Source organism: Tessaracoccus massiliensis (genome assembly GCF_000826065.2).
Lineage (GTDB): Bacteria > Actinomycetota > Actinomycetes > Propionibacteriales > Propionibacteriaceae > Arachnia > Arachnia massiliensis_A.
Window position 1 is genome coordinate 699,294 of record NZ_LN623542.1, and the last position, 18,477, is coordinate 717,770.

The 18,477-nt window shown below is 66.6% G+C and carries 15 protein-coding genes and 3 pseudogenes; 10 read left to right on the forward strand and 8 right to left on the reverse strand.

What is annotated here, in order from left to right:
• On the reverse strand, positions 1–186 hold the full coding sequence (locus BN1186_RS10335) for a DUF6767 domain-containing protein (RefSeq protein ID WP_040283868.1): 186 nt from the start codon (positions 184–186) through the stop codon (positions 1–3).
• 64 nt (positions 187–250) lie between these two features.
• Between BN1186_RS10335 and BN1186_RS10340 the strand changes: the two genes are divergently transcribed.
• The 5 genes and pseudogenes from BN1186_RS10340 to BN1186_RS15565 form a co-directional block, all read left to right on the forward strand.
• Positions 251–1,480, forward strand: a complete 1,230-nt coding sequence (locus BN1186_RS10340) for a YibE/F family protein (RefSeq protein WP_052460033.1) — start codon at positions 251–253, stop codon at positions 1,478–1,480.
• Positions 1,481–1,587: 107 nt separating this feature from the next.
• Positions 1,588–2,655, forward strand: coding sequence for a M23 family metallopeptidase (locus BN1186_RS10345; RefSeq protein ID WP_040283869.1), 1,068 nt, complete (start codon positions 1,588–1,590; stop codon positions 2,653–2,655).
• 199 nt (positions 2,656–2,854) lie between these two features.
• On the forward strand, positions 2,855–3,391 hold the full coding sequence (locus tag BN1186_RS10350; protein ID WP_040283870.1) for a N,N-dimethylformamidase beta subunit family domain-containing protein: 537 nt from the start codon (positions 2,855–2,857) through the stop codon (positions 3,389–3,391).
• A 319-nt stretch (positions 3,392–3,710) separates the two neighbouring features.
• Positions 3,711–4,736 (forward strand): lactonase family protein, encoded by a 1,026-nt coding sequence (locus BN1186_RS10355; protein ID WP_040283871.1) that lies wholly within the window; start codon positions 3,711–3,713, stop codon positions 4,734–4,736.
• 354 nt (positions 4,737–5,090) lie between these two features.
• Positions 5,091–5,339, forward strand: a pseudogene (locus BN1186_RS15565) (IS1380 family transposase); the annotation flags it as partial.
• A gap of 164 nt (positions 5,340–5,503) precedes the next feature.
• On the opposite strand, the gene BN1186_RS10365 reads toward BN1186_RS15565, so the two are convergent.
• The 5 genes and pseudogenes from BN1186_RS10365 to BN1186_RS16070 form a co-directional block, all read right to left on the reverse strand.
• The gene (locus BN1186_RS10365; protein WP_040282704.1) at positions 5,504–6,496 is read right to left on the reverse strand and encodes a tyrosine-type recombinase/integrase; all 993 of its coding nucleotides are present in this window, start codon (positions 6,494–6,496) and stop codon (positions 5,504–5,506) included.
• Positions 6,489–7,424 (reverse strand): tyrosine-type recombinase/integrase, encoded by a 936-nt coding sequence (locus BN1186_RS10370; RefSeq protein WP_040282820.1) that lies wholly within the window; start codon positions 7,422–7,424, stop codon positions 6,489–6,491. Before BN1186_RS10370 ends, BN1186_RS10365 begins: the two co-directional genes overlap by 8 nt.
• Positions 7,421–8,359: a tyrosine-type recombinase/integrase gene (locus tag BN1186_RS10375; protein ID WP_052459764.1), complete on the reverse strand. Its 939-nt coding sequence runs from the start codon at positions 8,357–8,359 to the stop codon at positions 7,421–7,423. Before BN1186_RS10375 ends, BN1186_RS10370 begins: the two co-directional genes overlap by 4 nt.
• Before the next feature lie 138 nt (positions 8,360–8,497).
• Positions 8,498–9,802, reverse strand: a complete 1,305-nt coding sequence (locus tag BN1186_RS10380) for an ISL3 family transposase (protein WP_052460035.1) — start codon at positions 9,800–9,802, stop codon at positions 8,498–8,500.
• A 186-nt stretch (positions 9,803–9,988) separates the two neighbouring features.
• Positions 9,989–10,647, reverse strand: a pseudogene (locus BN1186_RS16070) (transposase); the annotation flags it as partial.
• 643 nt (positions 10,648–11,290) lie between these two features.
• Between BN1186_RS16070 and BN1186_RS10395 the strand changes: the two are divergent.
• The 4 genes from BN1186_RS10395 to BN1186_RS10410 all read left to right on the forward strand — a co-directional run bounded on the left by BN1186_RS10395 (position 11,291) and on the right by BN1186_RS10410 (position 15,191).
• Positions 11,291–11,545, forward strand: a complete 255-nt coding sequence (locus BN1186_RS10395) for a hypothetical protein (protein WP_139651018.1) — start codon at positions 11,291–11,293, stop codon at positions 11,543–11,545.
• A gap of 156 nt (positions 11,546–11,701) precedes the next feature.
• Positions 11,702–12,331: a hypothetical protein gene (locus BN1186_RS16075; RefSeq protein WP_222704312.1), complete on the forward strand. Its 630-nt coding sequence runs from the start codon at positions 11,702–11,704 to the stop codon at positions 12,329–12,331.
• 17 nt (positions 12,332–12,348) lie between these two features.
• A complete protein-coding gene (locus BN1186_RS10405) occupies positions 12,349–14,592 on the forward strand; it encodes a YhgE/Pip family protein (RefSeq protein WP_281278467.1) in 2,244 nt (747 codons plus the stop codon).
• Complete coding sequence (locus BN1186_RS10410; RefSeq protein WP_040283876.1) at positions 14,592–15,191, forward strand: TetR/AcrR family transcriptional regulator; 600 nt, start codon at positions 14,592–14,594, stop codon at positions 15,189–15,191. The genes BN1186_RS10405 and BN1186_RS10410 overlap by 1 nt, the downstream gene beginning before the upstream one ends.
• Positions 15,192–15,433: 242 nt before the next feature.
• Here BN1186_RS10410 and BN1186_RS10415 read toward each other — a convergent pair.
• Together BN1186_RS10415 and BN1186_RS16375 are read right to left on the reverse strand one after the other, a co-directional pair.
• Positions 15,434–15,778, reverse strand: a pseudogene (locus tag BN1186_RS10415) (IS3 family transposase); the annotation flags it as partial.
• The gene (locus tag BN1186_RS16375; protein WP_074437001.1) at positions 15,754–17,733 is read right to left on the reverse strand and encodes an ATP-dependent DNA ligase; all 1,980 of its coding nucleotides are present in this window, start codon (positions 17,731–17,733) and stop codon (positions 15,754–15,756) included. The pseudogene BN1186_RS10415 and the gene BN1186_RS16375, both read right to left, overlap by 25 nt.
• Positions 17,734–17,845: 112 nt before the next feature.
• Between BN1186_RS16375 and BN1186_RS10425 the strand changes: the two genes are divergently transcribed.
• On the forward strand, positions 17,846–18,477 hold a 632-nt coding region (locus BN1186_RS10425), incomplete at its 3' end, for an IS256 family transposase (RefSeq protein ID WP_040284065.1).

Sequence of the window (18,477 nt, forward strand, 5' to 3'; positions counted from 1 at the left end):
TCAGCGACGCTGGGTGCGGCGGTTCTCCGCCCAGGCCTCGCGGGCCTCCGGGTCATCCATGATGAGGTAGACGAGGCCGCAATCCTGCGGGCCGGTGACGTTGACCTGGCACAGCGTGCATGGCTCCCCGGGGCGCAGCGGGCACTTCGCGTCCGGCCGCCGTCTGACCCGTTGCTTCTCCTCCACCCATCCACCATACGCCCGCGGTCTCGCGCGCCCGACGACGGGTGTGCGCAGGTAGGTTTGCCCCATGGGTCACTCGCACGGCGAACACGTACCGCTGGAGATCGGACAGCGCGCCCGGACGCTGCTGATCGGCTTCCTCGCCGTCGTCGGCGTGCTCGCCGTGGCAGGCATGATCTGGCTGTGGCCTACCGGGGCGCAACTCGACGGCGCCCTCAACCGGGTCGACGAAGTGCCCGGCCTCACATATCAGGACGCCACCATCACCGGCCTCACCGAGGGGTGCGAGGCTACCAACGTCGGGCCTGTCGAGGGCCCGCCGTGCCTGACCGCCGAGGTGTCGGTGGACACCGGGCCCGATGCGGGCAGCACCACGGAGGTGGAACTCACCGGCCCGCAGGTGCACGCCGGGCTGAAGAGCGGGGATTCCATCGAGCTCGCCCGCATCCCCGTCGAGGACGGCTTCCAGTACTCGTTCAGCGGGGTGAACCGGCTGCCGGTGATCGGCGTGATGCTGGCGCTGTTCGTCGTCGTGGTGTTGGCCGTGGCGAGGCTGCGCGGGTTCATGGCGTTGGTGGCGCTGGGGATCGCCGCCTACGTGCTGTTGGGGTTCATGCTGCCGGCGGTCATCGTCGGCAAACCCGGTATGGCGGTGGCCCTCGCAGGCTCCACCGTGATCATGTTCATCGTGCTCTACGTGGCGCACGGCGTCTCGATCCGCACGTCGGCGGCGTTGGCCGGCACCCTGCTGGGGCTGGCCGTGACCACGGCTCTGGGGGCGGTGGCTGTTGCGGCGGCGCGGCTGTCCGGGTTCGCGGAGGAGAACGAGTACGACCTGGCCCAGTTGGCGCCGGCCATCAACTTCCAGGACCTCCTCATGGTGGGCATCATCATCGGCGGGTTGGGCGTGCTCAACGATGTGACGATCACCCAGGCCTCGTCGGTGTGGGAACTACGGGCTGCGGCGCCGCAGTGGTCCCGCCTGGAGGTGTTCAAGGCGGGCATGCGCATCGGCCGCGACCACATCGCCTCCACCATCTACACCATCGTCTTCGCCTACGCGGGCGCCGCGCTCGCGGTGCTCCTGCTGCTGTACTTCACCACCCGCGCGCCGCTGGACCTGTTGGGCGTGGAGATGTTCGCGGGCGAGGCCGTCCGCACGCTGGGCTCGGCCATCGGCCTGGTGCTGAGCGTGCCCATCACGACGGGGATCGCGGCGCTCACCGTCGGCCCGGCTCGGTTGCCTGAGCCGGCCCATGCTGCGGCGCACGCTGCGGAGGAACCTGAAGAAAGCTGAGAAAGATTTGGGAATCTCTCAGGAAAGACGTACAGTTCTCGGGTCGTCCCTTGTGGGGCGCCAATGAAACTGATCTGAATCCTGAAGAATCTCGAAGGTATATCTGCGTGCGTAAGTCATTCATCGGAGCCCTCACTGCTCTCCTGGTGGGCGTGTTGAGCGTCGTCGCCACTCCCCGGGCCGATGCGGCCACCCTCCCGGACTTCCCCATGCTGCTGCCCGTGGGCTGGGGGCTGACCGTCCAGGGCGGCGGCACCCACACCTTCTCCTCCGGTGTCCGTAGCTCGGTGGACCTGGGTGCGGCCGGCAACGCGTCGGTCGACGTCGTGGCCGTCGCCGACGGCACCGTCTCCGCCGTCAAGGCCAACTGCGAGGTCATCGTCACCCACCAGGGCGGCTGGCAGACCAAGTACTTCCACCTGCGCGCCATCCCGTCGGGCCTGTCCGTCGGGCAGCAGGTCAAGGCTGGCACCAAGCTGGGCATGACCGGCATGCCCGGCCGCGAAACCTGCGGCCGCGGCACGTTCCGCCACGTGCACTTCACGCTGCTGAAGAACGGCACCGAGATGCCCATCAGCGGCCTGCGGCTCGGCGGCTACACGATTCACGGCTCCGGCGGCTCGTACTGCGGCTACTGGACCCGCAACTCCGACGGCGCCGTCGTCGCCGATGCGCGTCGCTCCTGCTACGCGGTCCCCGCCCTGAAGAACACCCTGCTGCCGGCGTCGGCCCTGACCCGCGCGCACGAGGTTGCGGCCTCGCGCAGCGTCGAGCGCCCCGCCATCGCGGCCAAGGACACCATCGACGCGGTCGGGCTGTACGTGACCGAGGGCCAGCACACCGTCGGCGGCCGCGCGTGGCGTACCGAATGCGAGCCGTACTCCGCCACCGAGCGTTGCCGCACCGAGCTGTGGACCTCCTACGTGGCTGACATCGGCGGCTACAAGCTGCAGACCGAGGGCTGGGTGTTCAACAACCTCACCTACAAGCCGTCCGAGCGCGCCATCTGGGGCGACAACCCCCTGGCCAGGACCGGCGCGTGGACCGACGACGACGGCCGTAAGTGGCGCAGCGAGTGCGACACCGCAGCCACGGGTCGCGGGGCCTGCCGCACCTATGTCGCCACGGCCGCCGGCGCCGAGGTCTTCAACAACCTGGTGCGCTTCTCGGACTGACCCCCTCCGGCCCCACATCTAGATTCGGTGTCGCTGACGGCCCCACATCCAGATGTGGGGCCGTCGTCATGCTTGGCGCTAGCGCCTCAGATCTTGATCCAGAGTCGTGGACCACACCGAATCCAGATGTGAGCGCGACGGCGAGCCCCGTCCCGACCCTGTCGGCGGCGGGCTTCTACATAGGGTGTGACGCATCAACGTGCGTCGCTGCGTCACCATCCTCCTGGCCGCCGTGCTCCTGTCCGGCATGGTTGCGGCGCCCACGCCCGCGCGCGCGCCCGCGCGCGCCGAGGCCGGGCCGAACGACTTGCTCATGCCGTTGGGCACGCAGGCGCCCGACGACCACCTCAGCGGGTACGTCGGCGCCGAGAGCCTCCTCCCGGGCGACCCCTTGCGACTGCGGGTCAACTCGCCGGGCAGGACGGTCGCCGTCGACGTGTACCGCATCGGCCACTACGGCGGGCAGGGCGGCCAACGGGTGGCGCACCTGGCGTCGCAGCCGGGGGTGACCCAGCCGTCGCGCACAGTCGAAGCCGGCAACACGGTGGACTGCTCCGCATGGCGGGTGACGCACACCCGCGACACGACGGGGTGGCAGCCCGGTGCAGGAGTACGAGGGGGGGTTCATCCAGCTGATGGAGTCGTTGGGCGTGCCGCTGTCCTACACCACCAACTTCGCGGCGCACCGAGTGCGACACCGCCGCCACGGGCCGCGGTGGGTGCCGCGCGTATCTGATGACGTCGGTGATCGCGTACTCGACGGATGCGTCCGGCGCCGGCCGCTATGCCTGGCGGAACCAGTGGATGTTCAACTCGAAGGTGTCGTTCACGCCTGGCCCCTGAGCATCGGCAGGGCGAACGCGCGTAGGCAGGTGCAAGTTGTGCACCAAATCCGCTGCACAAGTTGTCTCTGCCCGGACGCCGTCGGGCTTCCACCCAGGCGGGTGCAAGTTGTGCAGGAAGTCCACTGCACAACTTGCCCCTGCCCCGGAGCGCGCAGGTCGCGTCCGTAGGGGTGCTAGTGATTGTCCGACGGTTTGCCTAGGCTGATGGGCATGAACAACGACTCATATGTCCTTGTCGGAAACTCCAAGGGTGGCACGCTCACCACGCTGAGGGTCAGCGGCGAGGAGCTCACCCACGTCGGTGACTACGCCGTCGGCGAAGGTTGCAGCACGTTCGCCGTCGACCACGAGCGTGGCCTGGTCTACGTGGCCACGAAGGAGCCGAAGCCGGCCATCGTGACGCTCCGCATCGACGGGGAGCGCGGGCAGCATGAGGAGATCTCCCGCCGCGAAGTGGCGGACCCGGTGGCCTACCTGGACGTGTCGCCGAGGGGGCACATGCTGCTGGCTGCGTCGTATCACGGCGGTTGGGGTGCGTCGCACCCGGTGACCGACGGCGTGGTGGGCGAGGAATCCGCCCGCGTGGAGGGTCGCAACATGCACGCGTCGCTGTTCGACCCGGCCGGCCACAATGCGTACTTCGTCTCCCTGGGTGAGGACCTCATCGCGCAGTTCGCCACCACGTCCGACGGCGGGCTCTCCGAACTGTCAGAGCCTGTCGTCCGGCACACCCCCGGCTCCGGTCCGCGTCACCTGGTGTTCTCCGAGGACGGGCAGCACGGGTACCTGCTCACCGAGTTCACCGGCGAGGCGGCGCGGTACGAGCGCGGTGGATCGGGTCGCCTCACGCGTGCCGAGGAGGTGCCGGCCTACGACCTGACGCGGGGGCTGCGCAGGTCGTCGTACGGTCTGGATCCGGTGGAGGGGCACCTGGTTTGGGGCGCGGATCTGGCCCTGGCCGGTGGCGGCCGGTGGTTGGTGTGCAGTGAGCGCACCGAGTCGACGATCGGTGCCGTGGCGGTGGGTGCCGACGGGCGTCTGAGCGGGCCTGTGGTCATCACGGACACGGAGGCGCAGCCGCGCGGGCTGACGGTGTCGCCCGACGGTGAGCACGTCGTCGTGGTGGGGGAGAAGAGCGGGTATGCGTCGCTGTACCGCATCTACGACGACGGCAACCTGGTGCTGCAGAGCCGGATCGAGACGGGCGAGGGGCCCAACTGGGTCCGCTTCCTCTAACTTATCCACAGGGTTAACCACAGCCGGGGATAAATCACATGAGTGTCGTTCAGCCGTAGATGTGGATAAAGCGCCAAGCATCCCGGGTCGCGGAAGGTGACCTTGGGAAATCGCCGCGATCGTGCCATATAGCTGCGATCGCGTGGTTGTCTCAAGGTGAAACTTGGGGGCGCCACATTTTCGGCGGACGGTTCGGGCTAGCTAGCGAAGCTGCTGATGATCGCGGTCCCTGAGCCTTGATCCACCGGTGGTGGTGGGGTTCTGTGGTGCGGCGTTGCAGGCGAAATGCCTTTTGACTTGGGAGAATGGGTTTTCCACAACGCACTTCTACCAAGAACAAAAGGCATTTCTTAGATGAAAGCATCTCACATTCTTCGCCGGGGCCACGATGACGCGTCGCTGGTCGGGGTAGCGGGGCTGGTTCCGGTGATGAGGTTGGCGCAGCAGGCCGGGCTCCCTGACCTGTTGGTCGAGCATCTCACGGCGAGGACGTCGACCGATGCGTTGAAGGCTGCCGGGGTGATCGCCGGGATGTTGGCAGGCGCGGACAGTATCGATGACCTCAACATGCTGCGGCATGGGGCCATGACACAACTGTTTGATGGCTCTTCACAATGCAGGGTGTAGTAGTTGGGGTCTGAAGCCGCCGGTCTCGAGGAGGCTGCGGGCGATGGTATGTCGACCTCGGGGTTATGCTGACCGACGTCCTGGGAGCGCTGTCCTTGTGGGAGTCGGCGCCTGAGCCGGTCAACATAACCGTGCGGGGTTCAGCGGTTCTTGAGGAACGCGATGAGAGCGTCGGAGGCTTGGTAGCGAGCTGGTGGCCGCTCATCGACGGCGGGAACGCGTTCCAGGGTTCGGCGTTTGAGTTCGAGGTCGGCGTGGAGGTAGATCTGCGTGGTCTGGATGTTCGAGTGCCCGAGCCAGAGCGCGATGCTCGCGGTGTCGATCCCGGCATGCAGCAGGCTCATTGCGCAGGTGTGCCGCAGCGTGTGCGGGGTGACGTTCTTCCCGGCCAGCGAAGAACACCGGCCGGCCGCGGCAGCGGTATGACGGGCGATGAGCTTGCCGACCGCAGCCCTGGTCAGCGGCGTCCCGGCGTGCGTCGGGAACAGTGGCCCGTCCGGTGTGGACGGAAGCTCGCTGAGCCAGGCGGTGAGGAGTTGGACGGTGTTCTTCTGGAGCGGGATCACGCGTTGCTTGCGGCCCTTGCCGATGCATTCGAGCTGGCTGTGCGGGCCGATCTGGATGCTGTCGATGTGCAGGCTGGTCAGCTCGCTGACGCGCAACCCGGTTTGGATGCCCAGGTGCAGCAGGAGCCGGTCTCGGCGCCCGAGCCAGGTCCGGGTGTCCGGGGCTGCGATGAGGGCTTCGGCCTCGGCAGCGGTCAGGAACGACACGAGGGTGGTCTTCGTGCGTTTCGCGGGGATCGCGAGGACTTGGCTGATCGTTGCGATCGCGTCGGGTGCCCGGTAGCTGGCGTAGCTGAAGAACGACCGCAGTGCGGCCCGGCGGGCGTTGCGGGTCGCGGCGGAGTTGCCGCGCTCGGTTTCCAGATGCTGGAGGAATCCGCCGATCAGGTCCGCGTCCAGATCGGCCAGGGTCAACGCTGATGGGGCGATCCCGGTGGCCTGCTGGGCGTAGGTCAGCAGGAGCCGGAACGTGTCGGCGTAGGCGGCTTTCGTGTGCGGGCTGGCGTTCAGGTGCCGGTCGAGCTTGTCGGTGAAGAACCGTTGCAGCAGCGGCGCGAGGTCACTCATCGCCGGCCCCGTTCGCTTGGATGCGTTCGGCGAGGGCCGCTGCCAGTTCCGGGGTGTTCGACAGATACCAGTAGGTCGCTTCCGGGCCGACGTGTCCGAGGAACGCCGACAGGACCGGCATCATCTGATCGACATCACCACCAACACGGATGTGCTCGATCAGGGTGGTCGTGGCGAACGTGTGCCGGAAGTCGTGCAACCTCGCCGCCGGTCCGGTCGGACCACCGGCCAGCCCGGCTGCCTCGCGGATCTCGCGGAACGTGTTTCCCGCGGTCGAGCGGGCGATCCGGGTGCCGCGCCTGGCGACGAACACCGCTGTCGTGGCCGGGGTAGGGAACGTCCGATCCCGGAGCCGCTGGTATCGGCGGATCGCGTCCATCGTGGACTTGTGCAGCGGGACGAGCCTGGACTTGCCGAACTTCGTGTCGGTCACCTTGGCCCAGCCGCTGCCATCACTGGCGTCCTCGTCGGTGGTGATGTCGTCGTCGTTGAGGTTGCGGGCCTCGCTGATCCGCATCCCGGTCACCGTCAGCAGCCCGAGCAGTGTTTGCCAGGACGCGGCCCGGACCTGCGGGGTCAGCCTCCCCGCCGCGGCGAGCAGCGTGTCGATCTGGTCGCTGGTGAAGATCAGCGGGCGAGGGCGATGAGCGCCGTAGGGGCGCCCGTCGAGGATCGGGACCTCGGTCGCGGGGTCGAACCAGGCGACGTGCTCGGCGAACTGGCGGACGTAGTTCAACCGCTCCAGCACCGTGCCGCGAGAGAACTGCGCCGCCCACGCGGTCGCCAGGTCGCGACGGATCGTGGGCTCGCCGGCCTCTTCCATCCAGCCCACGAACCCGTCCAGCGCCTTGCCCGGCGCGGTCAGCTTGAACCCGAGTGCCCGCCGGGTCGCCAGGTAGTCGTCCAGGAGGTCGCGTAGGCCGTTCATCGTGACCACCTGCCCGATGCCGCTGCCGGCCACTCGGTGGCCAGTGCGCTCAGCCGGTTCTTGTCGACCTTGGTGTAGTTCGCGGTCGTGCGCAGGTGGGCGTGGCGTAGCAGCCCTTGAACCTCTTGCAGCGTCGCCCCGGAGGCGAGCATCCCGGTCGCGAACGTGTGCCGCAGCCGGTGCGGGCCGAACTTCTCCACCCCAGCCTTGACGCAGATCTGCCGGATCGTCCCGCAGACACCGTTCGCGGTCAGCGGCTGGACCGGGTCGATCACGGTCCAGAACACTTCCTCGCCAGCAGTCCGGCCGCCGCGGCCGTGGAGCACGTAGTCCTCCAACGCCTGCCCCACATCCTCGGACAGCGGCAACTCGTCAACCCTGTCGCCCTTCCCACAGACGCGCAGGGTTCCGGTGCGCCAGCCGATGTCGTCCAACCGCAGGCCGGCGATCTCGCAGGCCCGCAGGCCCAGACCGGACAACAGCAGCAGGATCGCCCGGTCGCGCATCCCCTTCGCCGACCGCAGATCGAGAGTGCCGAACAACGCCTCGATCGTCCCGGCCGGGACCGGGTCAGGGATCGACGAGAGCCGCCATGCCGCCGCGTGAGGCACGACCCCGGAGAAGTCCTGCCCGGTCCGCCCTGACCGGTGGCAGAACTGCAGGAACGAGCGCAGCATCACCAGCTGCTTGCTCAGGGTCGATGCCTTCAGCCCGCGTGCCGCTTCCAGGTTCACCCACTGCGTCAGCATCGCCGCGGTCAGCGTCTTCAGCGACTGATCGACCGGCGCGGGAAGCCACTCCACGAACCCCGCGACGCGGGCGGTGTAGGCAGCAGCGGTGCCCTCTTGCGTGGACCGCTCCCGCAGCAGCCACGCTTCGAACTCATCCAGCACGTCCCGCGTGTCGGCGCGGCGCTGATCACGATGAATCACCATCTTGGTCCTCCTGACCCGAAGCCAGGCGATCCCAGCGATCGCCTGGTCAGATCAAGCGAACCCCGACTCGGACGCTCATCGTTATGTTGACCGGATCAGGGCCCAACCCGCGCTGGAGCACGCTCCCCAGGACGCCGGTCAACATAACCCCGAGGTCGACATACCATCGCTTATGCGGAATTCCGCATAAGCGATGTAGTTGGTGAGGTTCCTGAACCCCAGGGCAGAACCGCGGAGGTGTTCGAGGCGGCCATTCAGCGCTTCGGTAGGGCCATTCGACGTTCCGGGTCGGTCGAAGTAGGCCAGCACGTCGGTAGCGCGTTTCTTCAGGGTGCGTCCGAGGGTGATGACCTCACGTAGGACGTCGGGGACCCCGCTGCTGATGCTGGCGATGAGTGCCTCCATGCGGGCGCGGCCGTTGGCTCGGTCGGGGTCGCGGCAGGCGGTGACCAGCTGCTGGTAGACGCCGTAGGTGGCCTCCAGTTGCACGTGGCCGTCGCCGGTGAACAATGCGTCGAGGCGGGCTTGTTGTCGGGGGGTGAGCAGGTCGGCTCCGGTGTGGAGGGTGCGCCGCGCCCGGTACAGCGGATCCTGAGCGCGGCCTCGGTGGCCGTGGAGTTCTTGCTGGATCCGGCGCCGGCACTGGTCGAGGGCGTCACCGGCGAGCCTCACCACATGGAACGGATCCATGACCGCGGTGGCCTCAGGCAACTCTTCAGTGGTGGCGGTCTTGAAGCCGGTGAACCCATCCATGGCCACGACCTCTACGCCGGCCCGCCACGCTTCGGGTCGGGCAGCGAGCCATGTCTTGAACGTGCTCTTGGAGCGGCCCTCGACCATGTCCAGCAGGCGTGCCGGGCCGGTGCCATCCCTTATCGGGGTGAGGTCGATGATCACAGTGACGTACTTGTCGCCGTGACGGGTGTGCCGCCACACGTGCTCGTCGACGCCGAGCACATGGACGCCGTCGAAACGCCGCGGATCGTTGATCAACACCCGCTTTCCCTCGGCCAGGACGGCGTCGTTGGCGGTGTTCCACGACACTGCCAGCCCTTCGGCGATCCGGGCTACGGTCAGATGCGCGACCACGAGCCCCTCCAACGCCCACCGCAACGCCCGTCGGGACAACTTCACCCGCGGCTCGGCGGCTCTGCTCATGTCCTGACGCCACACATGCCCGCACTCGCCGCAGCGGTAGCGACGCACGGTGACGAGCAAGATGGTGGGTCGCCAGCCGAACGGCTCGTGCGCCAGACGACGCACCACGGTGCCACGTGGCGTTCCCTCGCAGCCGCACCGCCGGCACCACTGGTCCGGCTCAACGACCCGGCAAGCCAACACAGCACGCTTCGGCTCGATCTGTTGGCCCACAACCTCCAAGCCGAGCTCGTCGAGGCGGGTGACCGTGGTCAGGTTGGGGCGCGTGAAGGTAGCGTGAGGCACGTCGAGGTCTTCCGGATGGTGAGTGTGAGAACTACCATCGTCGGAAGGCCTCGACCCTCATCCGCGGACCGACGCGCCGCCGTGATCACCCCGCCTCTACACCCTCAACTGTGATGAGCCGGATTCTGCAGAAGATCGACATCTCCACCAACTACAAGAAGAAGAGGGTCCGCTGAAGGTTTGGTTGAACTGCCTGTTGACGAGATCGTCATGGACAGGCTCACCAGCACTCTTGTACCGGGACTTGCGTTTCACAATGGTCGATTGGATGCCGGCGACCCGGCACAGCCGCCACACGCGCCGTTCCGAGAGTGTGTACCCGAGCTCGGTGATGTCGTCGGCCAGTACCCGGTAGCCGCCTTCTGGATCGTCACCGTGGAGCTGGTGCAGCACCGAGATGAGCTCTTGCTCTTCGGCCTCACGGGCGGAGACAGGCTGTTTGAGCCATTTGTAGTAGCCCTGTGTGGAGAATCCCAAGACCCGGCACGCGACCGCGACCGGCACCCTCACTGGGGCACCAACGGCGGCCATCTCCTTGACGAGCGGGTAGATCATTTTGGGGGTGTGATGTGAGCCTGCGACAGATACGCCGCCGCGCGGCGCAGCACCTCGTTTTCCATCTCCAACTCACGGATCCGGCGTAACGCCTAGGCCATGTCCTTGCGCTGCTCAGGATCGGTGGTCGGGGTCATCCCGTGGGACTGGAAGCGAGCGTCGCGGACCCAGGCTTGGAGGGTAGTTTTGGCCATCCCCATGTCCTTGGCGACCTGCTTCTGCGGGATGCCTGAGGCGACAAGCGCGACCGCGTCGCGCTTGAACTCGTCGGTGTAAGCGATCTTCGGCATGGATGCCATCCTTTCAGCACGACCCTTTCGAGGGAGGCATGCGGTCTTGGAGTCAACCAAACCTTCGGCAGTCCCCTTCGAGCGATTCTTCGGGCTCGGTCAGGGGGCCGAGTAAGCATGGGGACTCGGGGTGAATCGAATCGAACTTCAGCACGAGGGTACGCATTACTACCATGCTCGCCGCGGCGAACCCGCCCAGTCAGCCCGCCCCACTCTCTCGTCTACGCTGGGGCAGCGAACTGGCGAAGCCCTGAGCTATAAACGCAAGGGACGCCGGGAACGCCACGGCGTTTGGAGTGTCGTTGTGTCGTGGAATCGAATGGGCTTAGCGCTAGCCGCGAGGGGAAATGGTCGTGAAGGTGTACAACAGGGCATTCAATGATCTCGTCCACCGACGTCCCGTTCTCGCCTTCTTCGTGCTCGCGTACCTCGGATCCTGGCTTGGATGGTCGCCGTGGTGGCTCTCCGAGAGCGGCATCGGTGTCCTTCCGTTGCGACTGCCGTTCGAGGCCATTGCCATCGTCAACCAGGTGGGTCTGTTCGCAGGCCCCTTCGCGGCGGCGCTCCTGGGCTCGGAGTGGTCCACACCCTGTGGCACGCCCCTCTGTTCCTCACGCAGGAGTGGGACACTGCGCGTTCGGATGTGGGCCAGCTCGCCGCCTATCTGCTGCTGGTCGTGGCGCTTTCGATCGTGCTCTCCTGGGTTTTCAACACCTCCGAGGGCAGTTCGGCCCCAGCGATACTCGCCCACAACTCTCTCAACTGGGGATTGCTGTTCGCTGGAAACATGCTCGGCGATCCGGTCGACAACACGTGGCCCGCAGCCCTGACGATGGCGGCACTCGCGGCCGTGACACTAGGTCTCACACGCGGGCGGCTCGGCCACGTTACCGCCTGAACTGTGGTGAGACCGCCGCGGGAGAAGGTGTCCCGCGGCATCGTGCAACATCGTCGATGAAGCGCGTCGCGCTGTCCTTATTTGAACTGACCGGTCAGTACGAGTTACGCTCGTTGTGTGCTTGTCACTGATTCCTTGTCCTTCGATGGACGCCACGTGACCCTTGTGCCCGCTACGACCGTTGAGGTGCGCCGCGGAGAACTGCTCGTCGTCCAAGGCGAGACCCAGGAGGCGCGCACCGCGCTCTCGCTGATGCTGTCGGGGCGCATGAAGCCGAACTCGGGCCGGATCAGCTGGCAGGGCAGAGACCGCATCCGCGACATCCGTCAGGCCAGCGCCCTGCTGGATTCGCCGGGAGTCAATGACCCAGAGCCGTACCTCAAGGTCAAGGACCTGGTGAAGGAGGACCTGGCGCTCATCCCCACCTTCACGTGGAACCGGGTCCTGCCGATGCGTTGGCTGGAGTCCTACCATCAGGAGGGCATCGCGGACCTCTGGATCGACCAGCTGAGCCCCACCGATCGTCTCGACCTGCTGGTCAACCTCGCACTGGCCGACCCGGACGTCCACCTGGTCGTCTGCGACTCCCCCGAACGCCATGGTGCCACCGACGAGGATTGGCTGCGGCGCTTGGCCCAGATCGTTGTCGACCACGAGCGCGATGTCGCGGTGGTCGCTGTCGTGTCGGTCATCCCCGCAGTGTGGGACGGGCCCTCTGCCGTGATCGGCAACGCGCAAGCCGAGAAGGCCCAGAAGAACGAGAAGGCTCAGGAGGCCCAGTCATGACCGCCCTCCAGCTCGCGATGTCCGAACTCAAGCGGATGACCGCCGGTTTGTTGCCGAAGATCGCGATCATCGCCCTCACCATCGTTCCGCTGTGCTACGGCGCGACCTACCTCTACGCCAACTGGGATCCACAGTCACACATCTCAAACCTGACTGCCGCGCTGGTCGTCGAGGACCGCGGTGCCGCCGACCAGGAGGGCAATCAGCAGCAGCTCGGCCAAGAGGTGGCGAAGTCGCTGCACGAGAGTCACTCCTTCACGTGGAGGGACGTCAGCTCGGTCGAGGAGGCGCAGCAGGGCGTTGAGGCTGGAACCTATTCCTTCGCTCTGGTGATCCCCGAGAACTTCTCCGCTGATCTGCTTTCAAGCGGGAACGTCCGGCCTGATGACGAGAACGGGCCGGCAGTCCCCGGGCTTCTCGAAGTCATCACCAATGACGCGAACAACTACATGATCAACACTTTCGTGGACAAGCTCCTCACCGAGGTGCATGATTCGGTCGCCCGTCAGATCGGTACCACCGCTGCGGACAAATTCCTGACCAGTTTCGGGGTCATCCACACCAACATGGTCAAGGCGACCGATGGGGCCGACCAGTTGCACGACGGGTCGACGAAGCTGAGGAACGGCACCGGCCAGCTCGCCGCCGGCACGAAGCAGCTCGCCGATGGAAGCACCACACTGCACGAGGCCACCACCCAGCTCAACACCGGTGCCAGTGGCCTGTCCAAGGGGGCGAGCACGCTGTCGAGCGGCGCGTCCGCCCTGGACGAGGGCGTGGCGGAGCTGCAGGCCGGGCAGAAGAATCTGCGCGACGGGGCCACCGCCTTGCACACAGGCACGTCGGCACTCAACAGCGGCCTGGCCACCATGGACGACAAGACCAGCACCATGGTCGCCGATACCGAGAAACTGGCCGACGGAGCACAAAAGGTTGCCGACGGAAATGAGCAGTTGAACCAGAAGGTCCAGACGGCTATCACCACGGCACGGGACCTCCACACCGGTGCCCGCGAGGTCGTGGTGGAGAGCACCGACAAGCTGGTCACCGATGGCATCCTCACCCGAGAGCAGGCCGACGCGATCGTCAAGGACTACGACGCTCGTCAGAACGACCAGGCCCATCAAGACATCATCGAGAAGCTCGACGAAGCTTCCGCCTCGATGCAGGCTCTCGCGGATGGTTCGAAACAGGTCGCGGACGGCAATCGCCAGCTCGCCAACTCCATGCCTGAGCTCCGCAAGGGCATCACCGGCGCCCACGACGGCGCGACCAAGCTCAACGCTGGGGCTGCCCAACTGGAGGACGGACTCGACACCTCCGTCGCGGGGGTCGGCAAGCTCAAGGCGGGGTCGTCGAAACTTGCCACCGGCGCGAAGGAGCTCAGCGATGGGGCCAGCGCGCTCGCTTCCGGGGCGTCCAAGATCGACGCTGGCGCCGCCGCGCTCGAGGAGGGGGCCGGGGACCTCGACAACGGCGCCAGGGAGCTCGAGGCCGGTGCGAAGAAGCTCGACGACGGCACCGGCGACCTCGCCACCGCGCTGCGGGACGGGGCCGACAAGGTCCCACACCTCACCGATGCCAAGAAGGACAACGTCTCTCAGGTGATCGGCGACCCGGTGCGGATCCAGAAGATCCAGCAGACCCAGGCCGGCAGTTACGGTGCGGGACTGGCGCCCTTCTTCCTCAGCTTGGCGCTGTGGGTGGGCGTGTTCATGCTGGTCCAAGCACTGCGCCCAATCGCCCGTCGGGCGCTGGCATCGAATGCACGATCCTGGCGCATCGCACTGGGTGGCTGGATCCCCTTCTGGTTGATCTCGATGGCCCAAGCGACGATCCTGCTGCTGGTGGTGCATTTCGTGCTCGGCCTGCACCCGGCCAACCTGCCGCTGACCTGGGCCTTCATGCTGTTGGCGACAATGGCTTTCTCCGCGATCATCCAGGGCACCGTGGCGCTTTTCGGGACGCCGGGCAAGTTCATCATCCTGATCCTGCTCGTGCTTCAGCTCACCGCCGCGGGCGGGACCTTGCCTTGGCAGCTGACCCCCCAACCACTGCACATCGTCCACGACGTGCTGCCGATGTCGCATGTTGTGGAGGGGCTGCGCCGGTTGATCTACGGCTCAGACATAGGAGCAGTGGCCAGCAACGCGTGGATGCTCGTCGGCTACACCGCGCTCGGTTTGGTGCTGTCGATTCTGGCCGCCCACAAGCACAAGACCTGGACGCTGAAGGTCCTCGACCCGGAGATCGCAATCTGATGAGTACCGCCGCACGCCACCGCCATCCCAGCAGCCCGCGCACCACGGCGAGCCGGGCACGGCTGTTCAACGCTGCGATGGACCTGGTCGGAGCTATCGGCCCTGACAAGGTCACTGTCGATGCGATCGCTGCAGCGGCCGGGGTGGCCAAGGGCACCGTCTACTACCAGTTCGGCTCCAAGACCGAGCTGATCCGCGGTCTCATCGACCACGGCTACTCCGTCATGCGGGAGGCGCTGCTGGAACCTGCCGCCGCAGAGGACCCGATGGCTGCCATCGAGGGAATGATCCGCGCGACTCTGGATTTTCTCGACGAGCACGCCAGTTTCGCCAAGCTGTGGCACAGCGAGATGTGGCTGGCCGAGAGCCCTTGGGGAGAGCAGCTGCGTCGCATGCGCGGCGAGATCCTGGACATGATCAGCCAATCGCTGGCACGGCTGGGTACGTCGTCGTCGGGAATCCGTCCTGCGGTCTTCGCCACCACTCTCTTCGGTGCCGCCTACATCACCGGCATGGACGCACAGTTGGGCAACGACGAGATCCCCACCGAGGATCGCGTCGCTGCCCTGATGGCCACCGTGCGCGGTTACCTGTCCTGAGCGCTGCCGGCCGCATGTGATGCAGACGGCCAAATCCCTGTTGGCTTGCGCTTTTGTCAGTGAGAGTCCTAGGTGGAGTTTGGGGCATCGACCTCGGGAGGAATGCATGGACCGCACTGGAACCGCACTGGGTTTGATGGAGACTCGCCCTATTTGATTCCGACCACCTGTTGGTGGTCGGTTTGTGGAGCATGGAACTCCTTCTCGAACTCGGCAGGTGGTGGGGGTCGCGCCGATCTCGGCGAGAACGCGTCGATGATGAAGCACACGTGGCCGACACCGGCCCGGGTCGGCACGTACGTCAGGTCGGTGACCCACAACCGGTTCGGCGCCGTGGCGGTGAACTCCTGCTTCTCTAGGTCCGAGTGGCGTGAGGCCACAGGATCCCGCCGGGTCGTGGTCACCCGCTTCGAACGTCGGGCACCCTCGACCCCCGCAGCCCGCATCAGCCGGGCGGTCTGATCCCGCCCGATCCCCATGCCCGCCCGCACCGCGGTCTTCCATAGCTTCCGAAGCCCGTGGACGCGATAGTTCGCCTCCCACAGCTCCACCAGCCGAGGAATCAGCTCGTCATCACGGACAGCCCGGACCTCGACGACGCGCTCCGGCCTGAGCGGGGTGAACGACAGGTCCTTCTTCGCGTTCCACCGGGAATGGGCTGCGGCCGTCGGAGTGCGCGGGAAGGACTGGTCCCGGTTGTCGGTTTGACCTCCTCCGGCTGCGCCCACGCCCACGGGTGGCCCTCGAACGTGGTCACCAGCGGCTGCAGCTCCTCGAACAGTTCCTTGCGCCGCGCCATGGGCAGCGCCCCGATCACGCCGACGGAGTTCAGTTGGCCGTCGTCGGTGTAGAGCCCGAGCAGGAGCGACCCGATCGCGTCGGTCTCATCCTTGTACAGGCGGTACCCGGCCACCACGCAGTCGGCGGTGCGCTCATGCTTGAGCTTGAACATCACCCGCTTGTCCTCCACGTAGGGCTCGTCCAGCGGTTTGGCGATGACGCCGTCAAGCCCCGCGCCCTCGAACTGCTCGAACCATTCCTGGGCCAGCTCGGGATCATCGGTGGCCTTGGTGAGGTAGATCGGCTTCGCCTTCTTCAGCGCCTTCTCCAGCGCGGCTCGGCGTTCCTTGAAGGGCTTGCCCACGTAGTTGGTCTGCCCGAGCGCGAGCACGTCGAACGCGACGAAGCTGGCCGGCATCGCGGCGCTGAGCTTCTTGATCCGCGACTGCGCCGGATGGATGCGCTGTTGGAGGGCGTCGAAGTTCAGCCGGTCACCGGTGTCCGGGTCGATCATGATGATCTCGCCGTCGATGGCCGAATGATCCGGAAAGTTCGCGATCACCGCCTCGACGACCTCAGGGAAGTAGCGCGTCATCGGGCGCGAGTTGCGCGATCCGATCTCCACCATGTCGCCCGAGCGCCAGATGATGGAGCGGAAGCCGTCCCACTTGGGCTCGTGGAGGTACTCCCCCTCCGGCAACTTCTTCACCGGCTTGGCCAACATCGGGCCATAGGGCGGCGCGATGGCCGTGCCCCACTCGGCGTCGCGCTCGGCCTTGGGTGCGAGGTACTCGTCGTCAGCCCGGTCGGCCTTGCGCTTCGACGGCGGCACCCGGGGCGGCTCCCCGGGCATCTTCGGGTAGTCGGGCGGGAAGTTGAGCTCGCCGGCGACGTCGCCCGCGTGGTCGTCGATGTCGGCCCAGGCGCACGCGCGCTTGGCGAGGATGCCGGGCACGGTGGCGACGGTGAACTCGCGGGGGTCGGCGTCGGGTAGCTCGTCCCAAGTGAGGGGCATCGACACCGGGGCGCCCGGCAGCGGCCGCGGCGAGTAGGCGGCGGCGATGGTGCGGTCGTGGTTGGCCTGGTTGAAGTCGACGAGGACACGCTCGCCGCGCTCTTCCTTCCACCACGAGGTGGTGACGAGGTCGGGCAGGCGCCGCTCGAGCTCGCGGGCAACGCCGATGACGCCGTGGCGGACGTCCTGGAACTCGTGGGTGGGCTTGATGCGGGCGTAGACGTGGATGCCGCGGTTGCCCGACGTCTTGGCGTAGGCAGTCAGACCCACCTCGGCCATCACCTCACGCAGGGCGAGGGCGGCGGTGATCGCGTCGCCGAAGTCACGCCCGGGCTGCGGGTCCAGATCGATGCGGAACTCGTCGGGGTTGTCGAGGTTGGCGGTGCGCACCGGCCAGGGATGGAAGGTGATGGTGCCCATCTGCGCCGCCCAGGCCAGTGCCGCCGGCTCGTCGAAGACCAACTGGTCGTGACGACGCCTCGACGGGTAGGTGCAGGTCACCGTGCGGAGGAACAACGGCGCACCACGCGGGGGCCGCTTCGAGAAGAACTCCTCGCCGTCGATGCCCTCGGGGAACCTCTGGAGCGTCATGGGCCGGTCGCCGCCGAGGCGGAGGAACGGCTCCGAGACTGCCACCAGGAAGTCCGCGAGGTCGCGCTTGGTGTAGCCGTCGTCGGGCCACAGGACCTTGTCGGGGCTGCTGAGCTTTACCTCCCGCACCCCGTCGGGCCCATCGATGCGGAGCACTTCTCCTCAGCCATGTGGGCAACAGTAGTTGTCGGCGCAGTGCCGCGCGGGGATTCAGGGGGGTGTCAAATGGTCTGTGTAAGAGGTCAAGCCGATCTGAAGGAGATTGACTATGACTATGACCAAGAACAACGACAAGCCGGTTAGCGAGGCCGGGCAGTTGCGCCGTGAGTTGATCGACGACGAACTGCTTGATGCGATGTTGGCCTCGACCAGCGAACGGGGGATCTCGCTGACCGGGGAGGGCGGGTTCCTGCCCGAGTTGATCAAGTCCGTGCTGGAGCGCGGGATGAGCGCGGAGCTGACCTCTCATCTGGGCTACGAGAAGAACGACCCTGCCGGGAGGGGTTCGGGCAACTCGCGTAACGGCACCACACCTAAGACCGTCGCCACCGAAGTCGGGCCCATCGAGTTGGATCGGCCCCGGGACCGTAACTCCACGTTCGTGTCCAGGCTGGTGCCCAACGGGCAACGGCGCCTCGGTGGGCTCGAGGACCAGATCATCAGCCTGTATGCCGGCGGGATGACCATCCGCGAGATCCAACACCACCTCGCCGCCACGTTGGGCACCGACTTGTCACACGAGACCATCTCGAATGTAACCGAAGCGGTGGCCGACGAGGTCGCCGCCTGGCAGAACCGGCCCTTGGAGGCGTTCTACCCGGTGATCTACCTCGACGCACTGGTGGTCAAGGTCCGTGACCAGAACCGGGTCGTCAACCGGCATGCCCACATCGCGGTCGG